This is a genomic window from Streptococcus sp. 2022WUSS083 (assembly GCF_044427155.1).
In the GTDB taxonomy this organism is placed as follows: Bacteria; Bacillota; Bacilli; order Lactobacillales; family Streptococcaceae; genus Streptococcus; species Streptococcus hashimotonensis.
Map to the genome: position 1 here is coordinate 233,780 of NZ_JAOTGK010000004.1, position 26,179 is coordinate 259,958.

General features: G+C 40.8%; 14 protein-coding genes and 2 pseudogenes. 5 read left to right on the forward strand and 11 right to left on the reverse strand.

The window, feature by feature from the left end:
• The first annotated feature begins 142 nt into the window (after window positions 1–142).
• The 4 genes from ODU41_RS06980 to ODU41_RS06995 are packed head-to-tail and all read left to right on the forward strand — an operon-like array spanning window position 143 to window position 3,141.
• Complete coding sequence (locus tag ODU41_RS06980; protein ID WP_002935839.1) at window positions 143–904, forward strand: amino acid ABC transporter ATP-binding protein; 762 nt, start codon at window positions 143–145, stop codon at window positions 902–904.
• 10 nt (window positions 905–914) lie between these two features.
• Complete coding sequence (locus ODU41_RS06985) at window positions 915–1,754, forward strand: transporter substrate-binding domain-containing protein (RefSeq protein WP_014637678.1); 840 nt, start codon at window positions 915–917, stop codon at window positions 1,752–1,754.
• 14 nt (window positions 1,755–1,768) lie between these two features.
• Entirely contained in the window at window positions 1,769–2,467 is a 699-nt protein-coding gene (locus ODU41_RS06990; RefSeq protein WP_014637677.1) for an amino acid ABC transporter permease, read from the forward strand.
• Window positions 2,468–2,481: 14 nt separating this feature from the next.
• Entirely contained in the window at window positions 2,482–3,141 is a 660-nt protein-coding gene (locus ODU41_RS06995) for an amino acid ABC transporter permease (RefSeq protein ID WP_024384909.1), read from the forward strand.
• Between the two features lie 74 nt (window positions 3,142–3,215).
• Here ODU41_RS06995 and thrS read toward each other — a convergent pair whose 3' ends face one another.
• From thrS to ccpA, 9 genes and pseudogenes are all read right to left on the reverse strand, one after another.
• On the reverse strand, window positions 3,216–5,165 hold the full coding sequence (thrS, locus tag ODU41_RS07000) for a threonine--tRNA ligase (protein WP_024399904.1): 1,950 nt from the start codon (window positions 5,163–5,165) through the stop codon (window positions 3,216–3,218).
• Window positions 5,166–5,315: 150 nt separating this feature from the next.
• Window positions 5,316–5,687: pseudogene (locus tag ODU41_RS07005) on the reverse strand (MazG-like protein).
• A gap of 262 nt (window positions 5,688–5,949) precedes the next feature.
• Window positions 5,950–6,324: a hypothetical protein gene (locus ODU41_RS07010; RefSeq protein WP_013730246.1), complete on the reverse strand. Its 375-nt coding sequence runs from the start codon at window positions 6,322–6,324 to the stop codon at window positions 5,950–5,952.
• A gap of 14 nt (window positions 6,325–6,338) precedes the next feature.
• Complete coding sequence (locus ODU41_RS07015; protein WP_002935817.1) at window positions 6,339–7,652, reverse strand: glycosyltransferase family 4 protein; 1,314 nt, start codon at window positions 7,650–7,652, stop codon at window positions 6,339–6,341.
• Window positions 7,653–8,651 (reverse strand): glycosyltransferase family 4 protein, encoded by a 999-nt coding sequence (locus tag ODU41_RS07020; protein WP_014637671.1) that lies wholly within the window; start codon window positions 8,649–8,651, stop codon window positions 7,653–7,655.
• A gap of 104 nt (window positions 8,652–8,755) precedes the next feature.
• Window positions 8,756–14,734, reverse strand: coding sequence for a DUF445 family protein (locus tag ODU41_RS07025; RefSeq protein ID WP_398578839.1), 5,979 nt, complete (start codon window positions 14,732–14,734; stop codon window positions 8,756–8,758).
• A 413-nt stretch (window positions 14,735–15,147) separates the two neighbouring features.
• Window positions 15,148–16,509, reverse strand: a complete 1,362-nt coding sequence (locus tag ODU41_RS07030; RefSeq protein WP_395380280.1) for an ATP-binding protein — start codon at window positions 16,507–16,509, stop codon at window positions 15,148–15,150.
• The gene (locus ODU41_RS07035) at window positions 16,510–17,160 is read right to left on the reverse strand and encodes a response regulator transcription factor (RefSeq protein WP_024384330.1); all 651 of its coding nucleotides are present in this window, start codon (window positions 17,158–17,160) and stop codon (window positions 16,510–16,512) included. It abuts the gene before it with no gap.
• Between the two features lie 1,067 nt (window positions 17,161–18,227).
• Entirely contained in the window at window positions 18,228–19,232 is a 1,005-nt protein-coding gene (ccpA, locus tag ODU41_RS07040) for a catabolite control protein A (protein WP_004298830.1), read from the reverse strand.
• Window positions 19,233–19,441: 209 nt separating this feature from the next.
• Between ccpA and ODU41_RS07045 the strand changes: the two genes are divergently transcribed.
• Complete coding sequence (locus ODU41_RS07045; RefSeq protein WP_336375762.1) at window positions 19,442–20,527, forward strand: Xaa-Pro peptidase family protein; 1,086 nt, start codon at window positions 19,442–19,444, stop codon at window positions 20,525–20,527.
• Between the two features lie 171 nt (window positions 20,528–20,698).
• On the opposite strand, the gene ODU41_RS07050 is transcribed toward ODU41_RS07045, so the two are convergent.
• Together ODU41_RS07050 and ODU41_RS07055 are read right to left on the reverse strand one after the other, a co-directional pair.
• Complete coding sequence (locus tag ODU41_RS07050) at window positions 20,699–20,899, reverse strand: LPXTG cell wall anchor domain-containing protein (protein WP_269472430.1); 201 nt, start codon at window positions 20,897–20,899, stop codon at window positions 20,699–20,701.
• Between the two features lie 2,184 nt (window positions 20,900–23,083).
• Window positions 23,084–26,062 (reverse strand): annotated as a pseudogene (locus tag ODU41_RS07055) (Ig-like domain-containing protein); the annotation flags it as partial.
• Between the last annotated feature and the right edge of the window lie 117 nt (window positions 26,063–26,179).

Here is a 26,179-nt window from a genome sequence, read left to right on the forward strand (position 1 = left end):
AATTCATATTTCAAAACCATCTGACACGGCTATGTCATATTTTATAACATACATCACATTAAATTGTCAGAATTTACTTGACATTGTATATAGGCAATGCTAAGATGGGAATACCTAAAAAACACTATGCAAGGAGAATTTTATGGCTTTAGTAGAATTTAAAGATGTCAACAAATACTATGGCGACTACCACGCCCTACGAAATATCAACTTGGAATTCGAACCTGGACAGGTTGTCGTTCTCCTTGGACCTTCCGGATCCGGAAAATCTACTCTCATTCGCACGATTAACGGTTTAGAGGCAATTGATGAAGGAACGCTCATCGTCAACGGACATGATATTTCCTCTACTTCTATCAAAGAGCTCGTATCACTTCGCAAAGAAGTTGGCATGGTTTTCCAGCATTTCAACCTTTACCCACACAAAACCGTGTTAGAAAATGTCACTTTGGCACCGATTAAGGTTTTGGGAATCGATAAAGCTACGGCTGAAAAAACCGCTCAAAAATACCTCGAGTTTGTTAACCTCTGGGATCGGAAAGATTCCTACCCTGCTATGCTATCCGGAGGCCAAAAACAACGTGTCGCCATCGCTCGCGGCTTAGCTATGAAACCTGAGCTTCTACTCTTCGATGAACCAACATCTGCCTTGGACCCAGAAACTATCGGAGATGTACTTGCAGTTATGCAAAAATTGGCACGTGACGGGATGAACATGATTGTCGTAACACACGAAATGGGCTTTGCCCGTGAAGTAGCTGATCGCATCATCTTCATGGCTGAGGGAGAAGTTTTAGTTGATACAACAGATGTGAATGGCTTCTTTGACAACCCGACAGAGCCTCGTGCCCAACAATTCCTCAGCAAGATTATCAACCACGAATCTGACAAAGTAAAACTCTAGGAGGAAGTCTATGGATAAGAAAAAAATCAACATTTTCTTTGCAATTAGATTATTGGTCTTCGGACTTATTCTTCTCGTTTTCGCAAAACAACCAGTAGCTCAAACAGAAACACCCGCATCCATTACCAATAGTGATCAAGTTCAAGCTATCATCGATAGAGGCGTGCTCCGCGTCGGAGTGAAACAGGACGTCCCAAACTTTGGCTACAAGAACCCTGATACTGGTGAATTTGAGGGAATGGAGATTGACATTGCTCGAAAAATTGCAGACGAATTAGGTGTAGATATCGAATTTACTCCCGTTACGGCACAAACCCGAGGACCACTCTTAGATAACGGTCAAGTGGATATGGTCATCGCAACCTTCACCATCACTGAGGAACGTAAACTCCTCTACAATTTCACAACTCCTTACTACACAGATGCCGTTGGCTTCTTGGTCAATAAGGATAGTGGAATTAAGACATTTACCGACCTGGATGGAAAGACAATCGGTGTAGCTCAGGGTTCCATTACACGTACCCTCATCTCTGAACTAGCAGACAAATATGGTATCTCTGTCAATTTTGCAGAGCTTGGTTCTTATCCAGAACTCTCTGTCTCGCTACGTGCTCACCGTACAGACGCATTTTCAGTAGACCAATCTATCCTTTCTGGGTATATCAGTTCGAAATCTGAACTCATGGACTTTAGCTTCTCAGCTTCTGACTATGGAATTGTTACTAAATTATCTAACAAAGACCTTAACGACTACTTAAATAGTCTCGTAGAAAAATGGACTGCCGATGGTAGCCTACAAAGCATCTATGATGCCAATGGCCTCAAACCAGTCACAGAAACTGACGAATAGAAAGGTGAAACAATATGACAGTTTTAACAACTAGTCCTTACGCTTGGGAGAATTGGGTCAGTTATTTCAAGGATTTTCCAACCTTTTTCCAAGGTTTTCTCTTTACCTTAGCCATTTCTGTCGGTGCCTTTATCATGGCCATGTTTTTAGGAATTGTCTTTGGTAGTCTCTCTTCAAGTAAAAATAAAGTTTTAAAAATCATCGCACGTATCTATGTTGAATACTATCAGAACACGCCGCTTTTGGTTCAGTTCATGATTGTTTATTATGGACTTCCACTGATTTCAAATTATGTTCTCATGCCATCCATCTACTGGACAGCTGTTATCTGCGTCGGACTCTATCACGGTGCTTATATCGCAGAGGTCATCCGTGCAGGGATTGAGGCTGTGCCTACTGGGCAGACTGAAGCCGCACTTTCACAAGGATTTACTCAGTCTGAAACCATGCGAATCATCATTTTACCACAGGCCATTCCGACCATTCTTCCACCTTTGACCAACCAAGTAGTAAACTTAATTAAGAATACGGCTACTGTTGCCATCATCTCTGGAGCTGATATTATGTTTATGACAAAATCTTGGTCTGCCATGAATGCCAACTACATCCCAGCCTTTGCTGGTGCTGCTTTCCTTTACTTCATCATGTGCTTCCCTGTTGCAAGCTGGGGCCGCCGCATTGAAGAAAAGAATAAGTCAGCTTTTTCACACTAAAAGGAGGTTGAACGATGAATTATGTTTTAGAATTACTCAAACCTTCAACCTTCCAACTCTTGTGGAACGGCTTGAAACTCACTCTCTATATTTCCAGTATTTCCGTGGTCTTGTCTGTCCTGTTTGGTATGATTTTGGCCATTATGCGAAATGGAAAAAATCCACTCTTCAAGTGGATTGCGACAATCTATATCGAGTTTGTGCGAAATGTACCAAACCTACTTTGGATTTTCACCGTCTTCTTAGTCTTCCAAATGAAGTCCACGCCAGCTGGTATTACAGCTTTTACTATTTTTACCACGGCAGCCATGGCCGAGATTATCCGTGGTGGTCTAAACGCCATCGGACCGGGCCAGACCGAAGCTGGCTTGTCACAGGGTTTTACCCCAGTGCAAATCATGGTCTATATTATCATGCCACAGGCCATCCGGAAGATGTTGCCAGCTATTATCTCGCAGATTGTAACGGTCATCAAGGACACTAGTTTCCTCTACTCCGTTATCGCCCTGCAAGAACTCTTCGGTTCGAGTCAAATCCTCATGGGACGCTACTTTGAGGCAGAACAAGTTTTTGCACTCTATCTCATGGTAGCCTTGATTTACTTTAGCATCAACTTTGCCATTTCAAGCCTGTCACGTTATGTAGCTAAGTCTTGGGCGAGCAGTATAGAATAAAATTTCTCCCAGCCAGTCGGTTGGGAGTTTTTGCTGTCAAAAAAGAAGCCCTTTCGGACTTCTCCTTATAATTATTATTCAGTTTCAGCTGGACGTGACTTGCGGGCAATATCTGCTAGGATATGGTCCACAAATTCTGATACAGACTGAGTTTGCGTTGCCTTACTTCCGTAGCGACGAACGTTGACAGCATTGTCTTCCGTTTCCTTGTCACCAACGATGAGTTGGTATGGAATCTTGCTGGTCTGGCTCTGACGGATCTTGTATTGCATCTTCTCGTTCCGCTCATCTACGTGTACGCGAACGCCACGGTCTTGCAATTCTTTAGCAACCTTCCAAGCGTAATCCAAATGAGCTTCCACAGAGATTGGAATCATAGTCACTTGGGTTGGAGCCAACCAAGTTGGGAAGGCACCCTTGTAGGTTTCAATCAAAATGGCTGTGAAGCGTTCCATTGTTGAGATAACACCACGGTGAATCATAACTGGGCGGTGTTCTTCACCATCAGCACCAATATAGGTCAAACCAAAACGTTCTGGCAAGAGGAAGTCTAACTGAATGGTTGACAGGGTTTCTTCGTTACCAAGGGCAGTCTTCACTTGGATATCCAATTTCGGACCGTAGAAGGCAGCTTCACCCTCTGCTTCAAAGTAGTCCACACCCATTTCATCCATGGCACCCTTCAACATACGCTGAGCATTTTCCCACATCTCATCGTTATCGTAGTACTTCTCTTTGTCCTCTGGGTCACGATAAGACAGACGGAAACGGTAGTCGTTTAGGTTGAAATCTGCGTACACATCGATAATCAACTGGAGAGCTTTTTTGAACTCTTCTTGGATTTGTTCAGGTGTCACAAAGATATGACCGTCGTTAAGAGTCATCTCACGCACCCGTTGCAAACCAGTCAATGCACCTGATTTTTCATAGCGGTGCATCATACCAAGCTCGGCGATACGCACTGGCAATTCGCGGTAAGAACGCACATGATTTTTATAAACTTGAATATGGTGCGGACAGTTCATCGGACGAAGTACGAACTCTTCACCGTCGCCCATATCCATAGTTGGGAACATATCTTCTGAATAATGCTCCCAGTGACCTGAAGTCTTGTAGAGCTCAACAGAAGCCAACGGCGGTGTATAAACGTGCTGGTAACCAGAAGCCAATTCCTTGTCTGTGATGTAACGCTCCAAGGTACGACGGATAGTCGCCCCATTTGGCAACCAGAATGGCAAACCTTGACCAACTTCTTGGCTGATCATGAAGAGATCCAATTCCTTACCAAGTTTACGGTGGTCACGCTCTTTAGCCTCTTCACGCATTTGAAGGTAGGCCTTGAGGTCTTTCTTGTCAAACCAAGCTGTACCATAAACACGTTGCATCATTGGATTTTCACTCTTACCACGCCAGTAAGCACCAGCCACATTGAGCAATTCAAAAATCTGGATACGACCTGTTGACGGAACGTGTGGGCCACGGCAGAGGTCAACGTATTCGCCCTGAGTATAGATGGTCAAACCACCTTCATCATCAGAGTGCTCGTGAATCAATTCCAACTTGTAAGGATCGTTTTTGAAAATCTCAAGAGCTTCTTCCTTGGTCACCTCACGACGTTCTGAAGGGAAGTTTTCCTTGACAATCTTCATCATTTCTTCCTGAATGCGTGGCAGGTCTTCATTTGAAATCTGACCAGCAGCATTGTCCGTGTCATAGTAGAAACCATCCTGAATAGCTGGACCAACCCCCAACTTGATGTCTGGGAAAAGACGACGAGCCGCTTGGGCAAACAAGTGAGCTGCTGAGTGACGCAAGATGTCCAAGGCATCCTCGTGGTCAGGCGTTACGATTTCAAGCGTACCGTCCTCTTCAATAGCACGAGTGGTGTCAATCAATTTACCATTGAACTTACCTGCAAGAGCCTTTTTCGCCAAAGACTTGCTGATGCTCTCTGCAATTTCAAAAGTAGTCACACCAGCTTGGTACTCACGAACAGCACCATCTGGGAAAGTAATTTTAAGCATAATATAAGATATAAAGGGCGTTAAGCGGACACAGACAAAATAGGAAACAGAACGACGACGCAAGCGTCTAGTTCTTGTTTATCTTTTTGGCCCAGTCCGTAGCCCGTATTCAGTTCAACCAAATACGGAGACCCTAGTCCTTTCTATTTTTTATTTTTTAATCCCCAATAACTCTTCTTTTTGAGCTAAAAAGGTTTCCATTTCTTTTTGAATATCAATATCCAGGCGGTCAGCCAGTTCAATCAACCACCAGATATTTTCAGCCATTTTATGCTCCAAGGTATAAGGTGTTTCATCATAGTAACGCCCCTGCTTGGTCATAATCAGACGGTTCATGTTGCCAATATCATTGGTCAACAAGTCTTTATTTTAAGTTGTTGAGCTGAAACAGTCTATCCCCAGACTGTTTCACTCCTCAATGGACCACTCTTTGTCGTGGTGCTTGACTTCCAACTCTCTGTAAGCCTTGCGAATGGCTAGGCAACGGTCAATCGTTTCTTGTGGAATGCTGGTCAACTTCATCTCCTTGTTTTGTCAAAAAAGAAAATACGACGCCCTCACAAAAGGACGTCGCAACGTGGTTCCACCTTCATTCGCAGTCACGCAAAAAAGCCCGACTACCTTAGATTGGCGATAAGGGAACCACCCTTTTATGTTTGCATAAAATCATACCGAGTAGTGTCAATCCTATCCTCTATGTGCTTGCACCCACCGCACACTCTCTCAAAGATTTCCTAGAATTGATAAGTCTCTAAAAGCTATTATAACAGGATTTCCTGATTTTTCAAGGATTTTTCCTCATTTTCTTTCTTAGAGAAAATAGCAGAGCTCCTACCCCATTTCCAATCAGAGCACATAAGGTGTAGACAATCTGATAGAGAATAATCCATTCCTTAAAGAAAAAGATGGTTACAGGATAAAGCAGTAAAACCAAGGCAAGAAGGCTAGGAGAAAAACCGTGAAAAAATCCATAAAGAAGACCTGTTAGGAATAGTACAATGGGAGTATAGAGCAATATATTCCCGACCACCAGTTCCTTAGAAAGCATGGTGTCACTAATCAGATGAAAGGCAATCAGATAAATACCTGCATACATGGACAGAATAATAAGAGTTGCCAAAACCAGATTCTTCCAACTCTCTTTCCGAAGCTTTTCCATTTGAAACCTCCAAATTAATCAAAGAAATTCCGGATTGATTTTACTTGTTCGACTGATTTTTTCAATATTTTTGCTGTTGTGTCTGTTGATTTAACTACTACTTTTTGCGGTAGGTAAATAGCCTCTTTTATCAATGCTTCTGCTACGCTATCTTGATTCGTATGTTCTTTTCTAAAATCATACGAAATCTTCAAATCTAGATAATATTCAAAAACCTTGCGCCCAAAATTCGTAGAAGAAATCTCATAGAGCTTCTTATCAAGCACATACGGATTCATTGGTGGCGTAGCAACAATCGCCTCAACGACGGCATCTGCCAACTCCTGTTCTCGAACGAAGAGTGTCCCAAACATCTTATCTGTTACAACATTTTTTAAGTAGGGATTGCTATGCGCCAAAATAGGAGTTCCAGAAGCTAAGCTTTCTAAGAAAGTTAGTCCCTGTGTTTCACTGGTCGAAGCAGAAATAAAGAAATCCGCAGCTTTATAATAAAGTGCTGTATCACTTGGTGCAATCATTCCCGTCAACTGGACGTGTTCATCTAGATTAAGCTCCGCTATCATTTCCTGAAGATCATCTGTATAAGGTCCACCTCCGACAATGACCAACTTCACCTTTGGATTTTCCAGCAAAATTTTTGGCATTGCCTGAACGATTGCTTGGATATTCTTCTCGTGAGAAATCCTAGATAGACTTAGCAACATCGTTTCATCACTAGCAATTCCTAGCTGTTCCCGCAACTCATCTGTTTCATCCTTGCCAATTTCTGGTCTATCAAACTTTGCCAAGTCAATTCCTGTCGGAATTACTCGTTTAGAAATCGGAACGTTGTAACTCATTAACAGATCTTCAACAATCTCACTAGGACAAATTACCCCATCCAAATCTTTTAAAAATGCCCGTACTAAATATTTAACCATCCCGGGACGAATAATCCTACCCTTGGCAATATAGTGTACGTAGTCTTCATACTGGGTGTGATAAGTATGTACCACCGGAATATCAAGTTCCTTGGCAATCATTTTCCCCAAAATCCCCAAAGAAAACTCTGTATGAGTATGAATAATATCTAGTTTATAGCGACTTGCAATTTTTAAGGCATCTGTAAAACCTGCGTAGGCCACTCGACGATCTTTAAAGGCAAAAAAAGGTACGCTAGGAATTCGGATAATGTCCCAATCTTCGTAGCGATTCACATCCTCATCTGTCGTCGTAAAAATAAATACCGTATGTCCCAATTTCTCCAACTCTGTCTTAAGAGTCCGAATCGAAGTCGCGACTCCTGAAACCTGTGGAAAATAGGTATCTGTAAACAATCCAATCCGCATTTACATCTCCAATACTTGTCGATAGGCATCCACCAATTGGTGGGAAACATTGTCAATCGAGCGACTAACCGCAACCTGGTAGCCCGCCTCACGTTTATCAACCTGCTTGTCTAAGATTTTCTGAATAGAATCGACAAAATCATCCACTGTATGTCCCAATTCGGCAACGTTTTCGTCAATCCAACCATCGTAAACTGGAATATCTCTTAGAACAACATGCTGATGACTAGCAAGAGCTTCCAGAACAACAATCCCTTCTGTTTCCTCATACGATGGGAAGAAAAAGGCATCCGCTCCGCTCATTGCACCTTGAAAAACAGCACCTTTAAAATAACCTGGAAACTCGACATTCGCTGGATGATCTCCCTCAACAATTTTTCTAATATATGACGGAATCAGCCATTTATTGATTGAACCGAGCCAAATGAAGCGGACATGCGGCATCTTTTCGGCTACCTTGACAAAGTCTTCAATTCCTTTACGTCGGAAGTAAAGTCCTGCACAGACAACAACTGGCTGACCTTCTTCAATTTTAAAATGCTCTCGAAAGATTGCTTCCTTACGTTCATCCTTCTTATATTTATCTAAATCAATACCATTCGAAACGGCTATAATTGGCGTTGTCACACCGTAAGACTGGATGAGTTTTTTTGAATACTCTGAAGGAGTGATAACAAAGTCTGCCTTTTGGTACATGCTTGCTAGATATTTCCCTACAAAAGGAGCTAGGGTATTCGAACCGATAAAGGAATTTTGAAAATCTTCCTTCGTGGAATGTCCATGCATGATTACCTTTTTTCCACTCCGTTTGGCTGCATGTAGCAATAACCAGGAGCGTGGACCGTAGGTATTGATATGAATGACATCATAATCTCCCAGCAGGTCTGTTGTATAAGGAATACCTGCCATATCTAGCGCTTCCATCTGGTGTTGAAGTGCCCGGCCAATTCCTGATTTCTCTAAAACAGTTTTACCTTCTAAATACAATAGTACTTTCATAATACCATTATAGCCCTTTTTTACATTTTTTCATATTTTAAACTGTATTCTATCAAAAAAAATTAGCCAGTCGAAACTAGCTAATTTTTCTTCTTTTCAGAGAATTACTCCTCTTCCTCCTCCTTATTCTGTCTGCGTCGCTTATACAAACCGCCAAGAAGGAGGCTTGTTCCAAGGATTCCTGCCCAAGCTGATGATTGTTCACCAGTATTCGGTAATGCACCTTGTCTACGCGGATCTTGAGAGTGGCGAGGAGGGGTTGATTCCGACTCGGAGATGGACTCAGATACAGATTCTGAAATCGATTCGCTAACTGACTCAGAGATAGACTCGCTAACCGACTCTGAAATTGACTCAGAGACTGATTCTGAAATTGATTCGCTAACTGACTCGGAGAGGGATTCTGAAATTGACTCAGATGTAGATTCTGAAATCGACTCACTTACTGACTCTGAAAGAGATTCAGATACGGATTCGGAAATCGATTCGCTGACTGACTCTGAGATGGACTCAGAAACTGATTCGGAAATTGACTCGCTGACTGATTCGGAGATAGACTCAGAGACTGATTCCGAAATAGATTCGCTGACTGACTCGGAGATAGACTCAGATGTAGATTCTGAAATCGACTCGCTTACCGATTCAGAGATAGACTCAGATGTAGATTCTGAAATCGACTCGCTTACTGACTCGGAGATGGACTCAGAGACTGATTCTGAAATTGACTCACTCACTGATTCTGAGATAGATTCAGATGTAGATTCCGAAATAGATTCGCTGACTGACTCTGAGATAGACTCAGATGTGGATTCTGAAATAGATTCGCTAACTGATTCTGAAATTGACTCAGATGTAGATTCCGAAATAGATTCGCTCACTGACTCGGAGATAGACTCAGATGTGGATTCTGAAATCGACTCGCTAACTGACTCTGAAATTGACTCAGATGTAGATTCTGAAATAGATTCGCTTACTGACTCGGAGATGGACTCGGAAACTGATTCTGAAATTGATTCGCTCACTGACTCGGAAATGGATTCTGAAATTGACTCGCTGACCGATTCTGAGACGGATTCTGAAATCGACTCGCTGACCGATTCTGAGACGGATTCTGAAATCGACTCGCTGACTGACTCGGAAATTGACTCAGAGACGGATTCGGAAATCGATTCGCTGACTGACTCTGAGATAGATTCTGATGTAGATTCCGAAATAGATTCGCTAACTGACTCTGAGATAGACTCACTAACTGATTCTGAAAGGGACTCAGAGGTAGATTCGGAAATCGACTCGCTGACCGACTCAGAGATAGATTCTGATACGGATTCGGAAATCGATTCGCTGACTGACTCTGAGATGGACTCAGAAACTGATTCGGAAATTGACTCGCTGACTGATTCGGAGATAGACTCAGAGACTGATTCCGAAATAGATTCGCTTACTGATTCTGAGATAGATTCTGAGACTGATTCGGAAATTGACTCGCTGACTGATTCGGAGATAGACTCAGAGACTGATTCCGAAATAGATTCGCTTACTGACTCGGAGATAGACTCAGAGGTAGATTCTGAAATCGACTCGCTGACCGATTCAGAGATAGACTCAGAGGTAGATTCAGAAATAGATTCGCTGACCGACTCGGAGAGGGATTCAGATGTGGATTCAGAAATCGACTCGCTGACCGATTCGGAAATGGATTCTGAGACGGATTCTGAAATTGATTCGCTAACTGACTCGGAGAGGGATTCTGAGACGGACTCAGAAATCGACTCGCTGACTGACTCGGAAATTGACTCAGAGACGGATTCGGAAATGGATTCACTTACTGACTCGGAGATAGATTCTGAGACGGATTCGGAAATCGATTCGCTCACTGACTCTGAGATAGATTCTGAGACTGATTCGGAAATGGATTCACTCACTGACTCTGAAATTGACTCAGAGGTAGATTCAGAGACTGATTCGGAAATAGATTCACTTACTGACTCTGAGATAGATTCAGAGACTGATTCGGAAATTGACTCGCTAACCGACTCTGAAATTGACTCAGATGTAGATTCAGAAATAGATTCGCTGACTGACTCGGAGATGGACTCAGATACAGATTCTGAAATTGATTCGCTCACTGACTCTGAAAGAGATTCAGATGTGGATTCCGAAATAGATTCGCTAACTGACTCGGAGATAGACTCAGATGTAGATTCTGAAATTGACTCACTTACTGACTCGGAGATAGACTCAGAAACTGATTCTGAAATTGACTCAGATGTAGATTCTGAAATAGATTCGCTTACTGACTCGGAGATGGACTCGGAAACTGATTCTGAAATTGATTCGCTCACTGACTCGGAAATGGATTCTGAAATTGACTCGCTGACCGATTCTGAGACGGATTCTGAAATCGACTCGCTGACTGATTCTGAAATTGATTCAGATGTAGATTCAGAAATAGATTCGCTCACTGACTCTGAGATAGACTCGCTGACTGATTCTGAAAGAGACTCAGATGTAGATTCTGAAATCGACTCACTTACTGACTCGGAAATTGATTCTGATACGGATTCGGAAATTGATTCGCTAACTGACTCGGAGATAGACTCAGATACGGATTCTGAAATTGACTCGCTGACCGACTCTGAAATTGACTCAGATACAGATTCGGAAATGGATTCTGATACTGACTCTGAGATGGATTCTGATACGGATTCTGAAATCGACTCGCTTACCGATTCAGAGATAGATTCTGAGACGGATTCGGAAATGGATTCAGATGTAGATTCCGAAATAGATTCGCTAACTGACTCGGAGATGGATTCTGATACAGATTCTGAAAGAGACTCGCTGACTGACTCGGAGATGGACTCAGATACAGACTCGGAGATGGACTCAGATACAGATTCGGAAATTGACTCGCTGACTGACTCGGAGATGGACTCAGAAACTGATTCTGAAATCGACTCGCTGACTGACTCGGAGATAGATTCAGAGACGGATTCTGAAATCGATTCAGATGTAGATTCCGAAATAGATTCGCTAACTGACTCGGAGATAGATTCTGATACAGATTCTGAAAGAGACTCACTTACTGACTCGGAGATGGACTCAGAAACTGATTCTGAAATCGACTCGCTTACCGATTCTGAAAGGGACTCAGATGTAGATTCAGAAATTGACTCGCTGACTGATTCTGAGATGGATTCAGATGTGGATTCTGAAATCGATTCGCTAACTGATTCTGAAATGGACTCAGATACGGATTCTGAAATTGATTCACTTACTGACTCTGAGATGGATTCAGATACAGATTCTGAAATCGATTCGCTAACTGACTCGGAGATAGATTCTGATGTAGATTCCAAAATGGATTCGCTAACTGACTCTGAGATAGACTCGCTAACTGATTCTGAAATTGACTCAGATGTAGATTCAGAAATAGACTCGCTGACTGACTCTGAGATGGATTCAGAGACGGATTCGGAAATTGATTCAGATGTAGATTCAGAAATCGATTCGCTAACTGACTCGGAGATAGATTCAGATGTAGATTCAGAAATCGATTCGCTGACTGACTCTGAAATTGACTCAGATGTAGATTCTGAAATGGATTCACTCACTGACTCTGAAATAGATTCAGATGTGGATTCTGAAATTGATTCGCTGACTGACTCGGAGATAGACTCAGATGTAGATTCAGAGATTGACTCGCTGACCGACTCTGAGATGGACTCAGATACAGATTCTGAAATTGATTCGCTGACTGATTCTGAGATGGATTCAGATGTAGATTCCGAAATGGATTCGCTGACTGATTCGGAAATAGACTCACTTACTGACTCGGAGATAGACTCAGATACGGATTCTGAAATCGACTCGCTGACCGATTCAGAGATAGATTCAGATACGGATTCTGAAATGGATTCGCTGACTGACTCGGAAATGGATTCAGATGTGGATTCTGAAATCGACTCGCTGACTGACTCGGAGATAGATTCTGATACAGATTCTGAAATCGACTCGCTGACTGACTCGGAAATAGACTCAGATACGGATTCTGAAATTGACTCACTTACTGACTCGGAAATGGATTCGCTTACCGACTCGGAGATAGACTCACTGACTGATTCCGAAACAGACTCGCTTACCGATTCTACAACTGACTCTGAGATCGACTCACTGACTGATTCAGAAACAGATTCAACAACTGATTCGGAAATCGATTCTGAAATAGAGCTTGAAACAGACTCACTACTGGACTCCGATATAGACTGTCGGACCGACTCACTGCTAGATTCACTAGTTGATTTAGCGATAGATTCTGATTCTGAGTTGGAAATTGACTCTGACATTGACTCAAAGGTAGACTCACTAATCGAGGTAGATATTGATTCAGAAGTGGATAGCGAAATGGAAGTCGAATTGTATTCTCCCCTGGCAATTGCAGCATTAGCAAACATGTAATTTGTGTTAGTCCACTGACTTCCAGTATTCATCGCACTATTTGCATAAGTTGTTTCAGTTGAAATATTCTTTGTTGAATTGACATCGACTCGGCTGCTAACGACAATTATCAACGGTGAATTTGTATATCCACCAATATTCAACCGTAAGGATTGACCATTTGTGCCAAAACTGGAGGTTATCCTATTTGAAGCATCTGCATAGTTTGAAAAATCCCCCTCCATACTATCAATAAACTGTCCTTGTGGCACACTATAGGCACGGATAGTAGTTGTTGCCGCTGAAAAACTGGATGCTCCTTTGGAAACAATCTGCAAAATTTCATTGTAGTTATTATTATTCCTTCCGTTCTCGTTTAGATAGATAACATGGTCATAAGTCCCGTTTGTTAGATTAATATTGGTCAAATACGCCCGGAGAGAATAGGCACCATCTGATCGAGAAACTGGATCTGAATAGCGAATATAAGAAGACTGCGTCGCTTGATGTTGATTATTCAAAGTAATCGTAAACTGCTGACTTCCTTCACTCTGTACAACTTTCTGGTCCACAAATACCGAAAGATTAATATTTCCAGTAACAGATTGTAAATCATCAACATTAGAATTTAGAGTATAGGTAATTGTACGAGCATCATGATTCCAAACCCCTGTCGCAATAACTTTTCCATCTACCACAATATTTGGAATTTTTACGTCGGCCGGTACCCCGCTACCTGACAGATTCAAATTTTGAGATAACGTTACTGTGAATTGATCTCCAGCTTTAGCTAAATCATTGACAGAAAATTGAATCGTGGCACGAAGTTGTCCCCCCGATAAGCCCATTGGTTCAACCGTTGAAGGAATTGATAATGAAACAGTTCCTGATGTAATGACTTCTTGATTGGTCAACCTTCTAAAACCACTACCGACACTTGCCGAATAAGTCCGAAACTCTTCAGCCAAACGTGTCAAATTGATTGCATCCTGACCATACTCCAAGGCTGCTTTATCTAATTCCTCTTGTGTCCGACTCTTATCTTGTAATAGTTGTTCAGCTAGTTTTAACTTTTCTTCTAAGCGAGTTCGTGCCTCCAGGTAATCTTTATAAGCCTGAGAATCTGCCTGTTCACCGGGGTCAACCAATTCCGTAAGCGCCGCTTTCATCGAAGCTATTATAGCCTCTAATCGACTATTATCCCTTGCAAGAGGAACAGTTTCCTCCTCCGATATTGATTCTTCAACAGTCTCCTCCACTACCTCTTCTATAACAGGTTCTGTACTTTCTGAAACACTATGCTCACCATCAATAGATGCGGGCTCAGCATTCTCCGATACAACCGTATTCATTGTGACTTCATCAGTCATTGCCAGTGCTGTTTCTTCTGTGTACTCTGAAGCATATACGACATCCTCAGTCACAGCTTGCTCTATCGCTACACCGCTCAATAACGCTCCTATAGATACGATTCCCTTAACCATTGATGGACTTGAAATTCTTACATCATCCAAATCTCTTGTCAATTTTCTTTTGCGAACAAGACGTGTTACTCTGCGTAGCCACTTCTTTTTTACCTTATGAAGGCGCACCTTTGTCTCGCTGATTAGTTCAACAGTTCGCCCACCATCTTCACCTGTTCCCATAGAAATACCTCCTTTTATTATATTGTTTTTTGGACTATTATTAGTTTAACATTGTGATTTTATTTTAGAAAGGAAATATATGCAAAAATATCTGTTTTTACTCTGTTTTTTTTGTACTGAAAATCTATACATGTTTATTGTAGTCATAAAACAATGAGCAAAATGTATCATCTAATAAGAGAAAATCTCTTACAAATTAGTTCATTTACCTGAGCACATCTTTAATTGTTATAAATCCATTGAAAATCAAATAAGCTCCCTCTATTCGTATCGATACCAACACATAATAACAAGTAAATAAAGGAATTACTTCCACCAACATCCCCATCACCCCCTATTAATTGAGCATAAAAAAGAGAGAGAATACAAGTACTCTCTCTACTATTTATTTAATACAACATGGTCGATAAATTCTATAAGTCAAAGTCGATTCGAAAACGCATAGTACTATCACCCACTACTGTGAAACTATAATTAAAACCGTGTTTGTCCAAAACTTGCTTCACTAAATACAAGCCAATCCCAGTCCCCCCATCTTGCTTAGCACGACTATAATCCGGTCTATAGAAAGGAAGGAATAATTTCTCTATCTCTTCTTCAGGTAAAATATGAGCCACTTCATTATCTACAATAAACGTCCCTTGTTTACAAATCAGATTAATCTCTCCTCCTGAACGACTATATCGGAACGCATTATCAATAATATTCTTTAAAGCCTTCATCAGCAAGACGCGATCACCTTTTATAGCTGTCGGAGAAAATATAGTTGAGAATTGATACTGATTAACAATCGCTAGGGCATTATAACTTGCCATTGATTCCTGAAGTACTTCATCTAGTTGGAAAATCTCTTCCTGATTTCGAGTAGAAATTTCCATGTTAGTTGCATCTAAGATGGAATGTACTAACTCGGATTGATTTTGTAAAATTGTACGACATTTTTTCAAATAAAGGTCATGGTTTTTAAATTCTCCTACATTATAAATCATTCCCTCTACGAGTCCCATCATACTAGCAATTGGAGTCTTTAATTCATGAGAAGTCATCCGAAGAAATTCTGATTTTTCTCGTTCTCTATTCTGTGCCTGTTTCGTCTCCATTCTCAACTCTTCAATACTCATTAACAGTTTAGAGTAGAGACGATTCACATCCTGAGCCAAAACAGAAATTTCATCTTGGCCAATAACTTGACATTCAATCCCGCTTTCCAAACTTTGCATCTTGCGTGCAGTCTCTGAAATCAAAGCAATTCGTCGAGTAGACAATTTACTATAAATGGCTCCCACAATCAGTGCCAGAATAACAATTAAGATCATCACGAAAGGATAGAGGGTCAAGAGTGATTGACTGACTTGTGAAAGACCAGTAAAGCCATATTCCGCCATCAATATATAGGGCGAATTTTCTTTGGAAACAAGCGTTGTCGACCATGACCCCACTTCATCATAGGAGCTAAGATTTTTATAATTGGGATGTCTCCCCTGATCATCAGTTATCAATTCTTCTCTTGGCCAGAGTCGTTCACCATTACTATCAAAAAGACTATACAATAGATCTGGACGATTCAAATCATACTTTTCAATATTGGTCAGAATATCTTCGTTCGATTGACCATCCAAATTAACCATAACAGTATTAAAATTATCTCGTAATTCTTGACGTCTCTGCTGATTATAATAAATCGGCATAGCAAAATAAAGTAGGGCAACGAGAATGAGGGATGTAACTGAAATTAGGGAGGTAACGATAATAAATTGTCTACGGGCAAGTTTCATCTAACCCTCTTCAATTTGGTAACCACGACCAACTACCGTTTTTAAGTGTAAGCTAGGCAACTTTTTACGAATATTTTTAATATGATTATCTAACACACGACTATCCAATTCTGTATACCCCCAAATTCCCATCATTAGATTATCTCGACTCACAATATTACCTTTTCTTTTTGCCAAGTAGAGGAAGACCTCATACTCTTTCTTCGTTAACTGTACTTCCTGCTCCCCTACATGAACATAGCCAGCCTGTTGATCAATAAGTATATCCCCTATTCGTATAGTCTCATCCACATGTTTTACTTTTAAAATATTTTCAATTCTCTTCATTAAAACAAGAGGTGAAAACGGCTTTGTCACAAAATCACTTATATCCTGATTAAAGCTAATTAATTGAGTATACTCATCACTTAAAGCAGTCAAAACCAATACTGGAACAGATGAAATTTTCCGAACTGCTGTCAATAACTCCAATCCTGTCATCGTCGGCACCATAATATCCAAAATAAGCAGATCAAATTCCATTTTCTGGATTTCTTCTAATGCCTGTCCACCATCAAATAGAGGTAAAACATCGTGACCACTATCTCTTAAAAATTCACAGACTACCTGATTAATAACTAAATCATCTTCTAATACTAAAATTTTTGCCATGTGCTCTCCTTCCATTTTTATAAAACAATCTAGCAATTCTAACAATTAGGTAGCCTGCAATGGCAAAACTCCTAATTCTTAGCGAAAATGATTACATGCCCGCAAACGTTCGTTCGCAAGCCTACTCGCTATCTATTTTTATCGGAAACAAAATAAAGCCTCTGCAAGAACTCAAAACTGTACAGAGGTAAATAATGTAAAAATTCCACCTCATATCACTAAGCTTACGAAACAAAAGTTCGTGTCGTCCAACTTTTTGTTCATACAGCTTGTTTTCGTTAAAAATAGATTAACGAACATGTCAAGGTGACTAGTGGAATCAATAAAATATCTTGCTCAAAAATTAAAACATTGTAAGAAAACTAATGAAAGAACAAGTCTTCTACTTTCAAATATGTTCCAATCATTGAGCTGTCATTCAAACAATCTAACTGTCCCCCCGAACAGCCTCTATAAAATATCACAATTGCTTGGTAAAAACGAAGGTCTCATCAGATGAATTCGCTACAAAAGTAAGTAATCTTGATCTCTGTGATTCCAAATGCAAAATATATTCATTTTAGCAAAGATATTATATATATAATCCCAAAAAAATTCAACTAATCTGTTCAAAAATATTTTTATCAATCAAACATAGTCTATTTCCCGTGTAATATCAACAGAGTTTATGTTGAAATATGTTGATATTTTTTCAAAAAACAGAAAAAAAATACATTAAACACGGTTTTTTGGTAGATTTTTTTGATATTATTATAAAGCAAGTGTGATCGGAATAATTTGAATATCAACCTAGCCATTCACTTTTTAGTATATGCTAGATTTGATTGGTCTTATATATTTATAGTTGCATTTAGCAAACTATTTTCCCCCAAAAATATACGACCATTTTTTCAAAAATATGTTGTAAATCCTCCCCCAGGTAATATACAACTCGTTTAATCACTTGCTTGGTAAAAAGAGAGAGCAATCACGTTAACTGTGACTGCTCTTTTATTTTTATATAGATTAGAGTATTCCTTAGTTTATAAAAATAGCACTCACAGTAGATGAAGTGCTATTTTCATTTATCACTTAGTTGATTTCCGTACTTTGATTCCGTGGTTAAGAACTACCTCACGGTTTTCCAACTCTTCCTTGTGCATGATTTTGGTGAGCATGCGCATAGCAATTGCACCAATATCGTATAGCGGCTGATTGATAGAGGTCAGGTTTGGACGGGTAAACTTGGTCACTAGGGAATCATCACTTGTAATGATTTCAAAGTCTTCTGGAACCTTGATGCCCATATCACTGACACCATTCAATAGACCAGCAGCAATCTCATCTTCTGCAACATAAGCTGCAGTTGCTCCGGCATTCAAAATACGTTCTGCTAGAGCGTAGCCTTCCTCGTATTTATACTTGGATTCAAAAACCAATCCTTCGTTAAACTCGATTCCGTTGTCCTTCAAGCCTTGTTTGTAGCCTGCAAAACGAACTTTACCATTGATGTCATCTACAAGCGGCCCTGATACAAAGGCAATTTTCTTGTTGTTCTTAGCTAATAGATTGACTGCATCAACACTAGCGGCAGCGTAGTCAATATTGACACTAGGTAATTGGTGCTCCAAGTCCACGGTACCAGCTAAAACAATCGGTGTACGTGAGCGTGAAAACTCTGCACGAATCTTGTCTGTCAAATGATAGCCCATGAAAATGATTCCGTCCACCTGTTTTGAGAACAGGGTATTTACCACATTGATTTCTTTCTCATCATTTTCATCACTGTTTGCTAGGACGATATTGTATTTGTACATATCGGCAATATCATCGATACCTTTGGCCAAGGTTGCAAAATAAGCATTAGCAATGTTTGGAATCACAACCCCCACAGTGGTAGTCTTCTTGCTGGCCAATCCACGTGCAACAGCATTTGGACGATAATCCAAACGGTCGATGACTTCTAATACTTTTTTACGAGTATTTTCCTTTACGTTTTTATTCCCGTTCACCACGCGCGATACTGTCGCCATGGATACACCTGCTTCGCGGGCAACGTCATAAATCGTTACCGTATCGTCAGTGTTTAACATACGTTATGTACTCCCTTTCAATAGTTCTAGTTCTATGAAAATTACGCTTTCACTCAAGTATAGTGTATCACTTTTTGAAACCACTTTCAAGAGAAAAACACCATTTTTTTGATAATACTTGCAATTTTTTTCATTTTTTGGAACAATAGTCTATATAATAAACGAAACTTTCACTTTTTTTACCACTACATGCTAGAAAGGTCTCCACTATGTCAAAATTACATCATGTTAAATCCTACTTAGAAGCCAACAAAATGGACTTGGCCATCTTCTCTGATCCAGTTAGCATCTATTATCTGACTGGCTATCATAGCGATCCTCATGAGCGCCACATGATGCTCTTTGTTATGCCTGACCACGACTCACTACTCTTTCTCCCTGCCTTGGATGTAGAACGTGCAGTTGCGACTGTTGACTTTCCTGTAGCCGGCTATATGGACTCAGAAAATCCATGGCAGATTATCAAGAGCAAATTGCCACAAAAATCTTTCTCAGCAATCGGTGCAGAATTTGATAATTTGAATTTAACCCGCTACCATGGTCTTCAGTCTATCTTTAGCCAACCATTTTCAGACATTACACCTCTGATTAATACTATGAAATTGATCAAATCTCGTGATGAAATTGAAAAAATGCTGGTTGCTGGAGAGTTTGCGGATAAGGCTATGCAGGTTGGGTTTAACAATATCTCACTCAACGTAACCGAAACGGATATTATTGCTCAGATTGAATTTGAAATGAAAAAGCAGGGTATCTCAAAAATGAGTTTTGAGACCATGGTCTTAACAGGCAACAATGCCGCAAATCCACATGGTATTCCCTCAACAAACAAAATCGAGAACAACGCTCTGCTATTGTTCGACCTAGGCGTGGAAGCTTTGGGCTATACGTCTGATATGACACGGACTGTCGCTGTCGGTAAACCTGATCAGTTTAAAAAAGATATTTACAACTTGACTCTGGAGGCTCACATGGCGGCTGTCAATATGATTAAGCCTGGTGTGACTGCTGGCGAGATTGACTATGCCGCTCGCTCTGTGATTGAAAAAGCAGGTTATGGCGAGTACTTCAACCACCGACTCGGTCACGGTTTGGGAATGAGTGTCCATGAATTCCCATCGATTATGGAAGGCAATGATTTGGTCATCGAAGAAGGTATGTGTTTCTCTGTCGAGCCTGGTATTTACATCCCTGGAAAAGTTGGTGTTCGTATCGAGGATTGTGGTTACGTTACCAAAAATGGCTTTGAAGTCTTTACAAAAACACCAAAAGAACTTTTGTATTTTGAAGGGTAACCCCCTTCTTTTTTATGCTGTATACTCTTGAATAGCATCTCCACACCTCCAATTAATTATTTAAAATCACATCGTGCTATCCGTTAAAAAACTTTCCAATCTCTTATATACAAAAGTAGCTAGTACAAATTGTACTAGCTACTTTTATATTTTATCGTAAACTCAGACGAACTATTTCTTCTCCTCTTTTTTACGTTTCTTGTACAAACCACCAAGAAGAAGACCCGCTCCAAGCATGCCTGCCCAAGCTGATGACTGTTCACCTGTATTTGGCAACACGCCTTGTCTACGCGGAGTTTGAGACTGACGAGACGGAGTTGATTCTGACTCTGAAATTGATTCAGATACTGATTCGGAAATTGATTCACTCACTGACTCAGAGATAGACTCGCTAACTGATTCTGAAATTGACTCAGATACGGATTCTGAAATCGATTCGCTTACCGATTCAGAAATCGACTCGATGACTGACTCGGAGAGGGACTCAGAAACTGATTCTGAAATTGATTCAGATGTAGATTCCGAAATAGATTCGCTCACTGACTCGGAAATTGACTCAGATGTAGATTCAGAAATAGATTCGCTGACCGACTCTGAGATAGACTCAGATACTGATTCTGAAATAGATTCAGAGACTGATTCGGAAATTGATTCGCTGACTGACTCGGAAAGGGATTCTGAAAGCGATTCGCTCACTGACTCTGAGAGGGATTCTGAGACTGATTCGGAAATTGATTCACTTACCGACTCTGAGATAGATTCAGATACAGATTCAGAAATCGACTCGCTGACTGACTCGGAGAGAGATTCTGAAGTTGATTCAGAAATTGACTCACTTACTGACTCTGAGATTGACTCAGATACGGATTCTGAAATCGACTCACTTACTGACTCGGAAATTGACTCAGATGTAGATTCTGAAATCGATTCACTTACTGACTCGGAGATAGATTCTGAGACTGATTCGGAAATTGATTCACTTACTGACTCGGAAATTGACTCAGAGACGGATTCTGAAATGGACTCGCTGACTGACTCGGAAAGGGACTCAGATACAGATTCTGAAATTGATTCGCTGACTGACTCTGAAAGAGATTCAGATGTGGATTCAGAAATCGACTCGCTGACTGACTCGGAAAGGGACTCAGATACAGATTCTGAAATTGATTCGCTGACTGACTCTGAAAGAGATTCAGATGTGGATTCAGAAATCGACTCGCTGACTGACTCGGAGATGGATTCTGATACCGATTCTGAAATAGACTCGCTTACCGATTCAGAGATAGATTCTGAGACGGATTCTGAAATCGATTCGCTGACCGACTCGGAAATGGATTCTGAGACGGATTCGGAAATCGATTCGCTCACTGACTCGGAAAGGGACTCAGATACGGATTCTGAAATAGACTCGCTTACCGACTCGGAGATGGACTCAGATACAGATTCTGAAATAGACTCGCTGACCGATTCAGAGATAGACTCGCTAACTGATTCTGAAAGGGATTCAGATACCGATTCTGAAAGGGACTCACTGACTGACTCAGAGATTGACTCAGATGTAGATTCCGAAATAGATTCAGATACGGATTCCGAAATGGATTCACTTACTGACTCGGAAATTGACTCTGAGACGGATTCGGAAATTGATTCAGATGTAGATTCCGAAATAGATTCGCTAACTGACTCGGAAAGGGACTCAGATGTAGATTCAGAAATAGATTCGCTCACTGACTCGGAGATGGATTCAGAAACTGATTCAGAAAGGGACTCAGAAACTGACTCTGAGATAGACTCGCTGACTGATTCTGAAATTGACTCGCTAACTGACTCGGAGATGGATTCTGATACGGATTCTGAAATTGACTCGCTGACTGACTCGGAGATAGATTCAGATACAGATTCTGAAATTGACTCGCTGACCGATTCAGAGATAGATTCTGAGACAGATTCGGAAATGGATTCGCTCACTGACTCGGAAATGGACTCAGATGTAGATTCCGAAATGGATTCGCTTACCGATTCTGAGACAGACTCAGATGTAGACTCTGAAATTGATTCGCTAACTGACTCGGAAAGGGACTCAGAAACTGATTCTGAAATCGATTCGCTAACTGACTCGGAAATGGATTCACTTACTGATTCTGAAAGGGACTCAGATGTAGATTCTGAAATCGACTCGCTTACCGATTCAGAGATAGATTCAGATGTAGATTCCGAAATGGATTCTGATACCGATTCTGAAAGGGACTCACTTACTGACTCGGAGATAGACTCAGATACGGATTCGGAAATCGATTCGCTGACTGACTCTGAGATGGACTCAGAGACTGATTCGGAAATCGACTCGCTAACTGATTCTGAAAGGGACTCAGATGTAGATTCAGAGATAGATTCAGATACGGATTCGGAAATCGATTCACTTACTGATTCTGAGATAGATTCTGAGACGGATTCGGAAATAGACTCACTTACTGACTCTGAGATAGATTCAGAGATTGATTCAGAGATTGATTCGGAAATCGATTCGCTGACTGACTCAGAAATAGACTCAGATACGGATTCTGAAATTGATTCGCTAACTGACTCGGAGATAGACTCAGAGACTGATTCGGAAAGGGACTCACTCACTGATTCTGAAAGGGACTCACTCACTGATTCTGAAAGGGACTCAGAGACTGATTCAGAAATGGATTCGCTAACTGACTCTGAGATGGACTCAGAGACTGATTCGGAAAGGGACTCACTCACTGATTCTGAGATGGATTCAGATGTAGATTCTGAAATAGATTCGCTGACTGACTCTGAGATGGACTCAGAGACTGATTCGGAAATCGACTCGCTAACTGATTCTGAGATGGATTCACTTACTGATTCTGAGATAGACTCAGATGTAGATTCTGAAATCGATTCACTTACTGACTCTGAGATAGATTCAGAGATGGATTCGGAAATCGATTCGCTGACTGACTCAGAAATAGACTCAGATACGGATTCTGAAATTGACTCACTTACTGACTCGGAAATTGACTCAGATGTAGATTCAGAAATCGACTCGCTGACCGATTCTGAGATAGATTCTGAGACGGATTCAGAAATAGATTCACTAACTGATTCTGAAAGGGACTCAGATGTAGATTCAGAAATCGACTCGCTGACTGACTCGGAGATAGACTCGCTTACCGATTCGGAGATAGATTCTGAGACTGATTCTGAGACTGATTCTGAGATGGATTCTGATACTGATTCAGAAATTGACTCGCTTACCGATTCTGAGATAGATTCACTTACTGACTCGGAGATGGATTCAGATACGGATTCGGAAATCGATTCGCTCACTGACTCCGAGATGGACTCAGAGACTGATTCTGAAATCGACTCGCTAACTGATTCTGAGATGGACTCAGAGATTGACTCTGAAACCGATTCTGATACTGATTCAACAACCGATTCTCGGACTGATTCAGAAATTGACTCGCTTACCGATTCTCGAACTGACTCTGACAATGAGTTTGAAATCGAATTTGAAATAGACTCTGAACTTGAAACTGACTCTGAGTTAGACAGGGACTCAGACTTACTTGCTGACTCTGAATTAGACAGGGACTCGGACTTACTTGCCGATTCTGAGTTTGACAAGGACTCGGACTTACTTGCTGATTCTGAATTGGACAAAGACTCAGACTTGCTTGCTGACTCTGAATTAGACAAGGACTCAGATTTACTTGCTGACTCTGAATTAGACAAGGACTCAGATTTACTTGCTGACTCTGAGTTAGACAGGGACTCAGACTTACTTGCTGACTCTGAATTAGACAAGGACTCAGATTTACTTGTCGACTCTGATGTTGAAATTCTACTCTCACCCTCAGCAATAGCATAGTTCGCAAAGATTGAGTTCTCTGTTGTCCAGATAGCACCTGTCGTATTCGAACTATTAGCGTAAATTGAAGTAACATGAATTTTATCTGTTGCATCAATATCTACAGATGATTTTATAAGAACAAGGAGAGGTGATGCCGTATGGCCATTCATTTGGACTTTGATCGATGAACCGTTCGCTGCATAGGTTACAGTTGTCTTATTCGTCACATCTGTATACTTACTAAAATCGCCTTCCATACTGTCGATAAAGCCACCCACAGGAACGCTATAAACAATAACTTGTGAGTTCTCAGGAGTATAGGTAACTGATGAAGTATCCGTTCGTACAGTCAAGCTATCATTGTAGCGTAGATTCGTGTTCATCCCATTTTCGTTCAAATAAACGACTTGTTCATAGGTTCCAGCTTTTCGATCAATATTTGTGAAAAAGCTCCTAATAGAATACATGCCACCATTTGAAGCAGGATTAGAGTAGACTACATTCTGTGATTTTGATACTGTCTCACCATCTACCGTAACATTAAAAGTTTGTACTCCCTCATTCTGCACAGTTCGTTGATCAACAAATACCGAGAGTTCAATTTGTCCAGAAATATTATTATTATTAGTCACATATTCTGTCATTGTATAGGTAATTGTACGGCTTGCGTAATCCCAAGTTCCTGTTGCGACTATATTTCCATTGACAACAATATTTGGAATAACTGCATCATTAACAACACCATTTCCTGTTGTATTCAAGGTATCAGAAAGGACAATTTTAAATGTATCGCCCGCTTTAGCTGCATCATCAAGTGTAAATTTAATGACTGAGTACATATCTCCGCCATTGGCTCCCATTGGCTCGATTGCCGCGTCAGGAACATTCAATTCAATATCAACATTTGAGAGAACTGAAGTGGAAGCCAATACACGGAAACCAGACCCCTCAACTACTTTCATAGTTGTAAGCTGGGTAATACGACCTGTCAAACTAATAGCTGATTGAGCTGAGGAAGTCGCAAGGCTCGTTACTTGTTCCTGGGTCAATGTTTCATCTATAAGCGCTGCTTCTGCCTTTGTTAAAGCTGCTTCTGCAGTTTCCAAAGCTTTCAAGTACTTAGCATATTTATCTGTAGTTGTATCAACATTTTCTGGAACCGACTTAGCCAGTGCATCTTTCAACGACGCAATTGCTTGTTCTAGTAGGCTTTTATCGACTTTTTCCTCAGTAGCCACACTATTATCACTTTGAGCAACTTCTGAAGTGGCTGTCTCTACTGAGGTGGTTACTGAATCAGTAGACGCAGTAGTTGTTTCACTTGTCGCAGTTCCCACAGTCGGAGTCGTTTCCATAATAACCGTATCCGCCGTTCCAAGCGTTGTATCTGTTGCAACTTCTGATGCCATTGTGGTTTCCTCTGCTCGGACCGTTTCATCCAAAGCTAGACCACCACCTAGAACCGTTCCTGCAGCAATTACTCCTCGTAGGATTTTAGCAGAATCCGAGATTCCCGAATTTACAGCATACTCATCTATCTCTCTTGCAGATCGCTTAAATTTGATAAAGCCAATTTGAGTCATAACAGTACGTACCCAGTGCTTTCCAGCCTTATGCATTTTTACACGGGTTTTACGGCTCGTCTCACTCATATATTTTTGTGTTTTCTTCATTCTTTCCTCGTTCCATTGTTAGACTCTCATCCAGTTTAACTGCTTAACGATCCTGTCGCTTCCCCCAACAATTGTAACTCATAAGATATGAAAGTCTACAAAAATTATTTTCCCCCA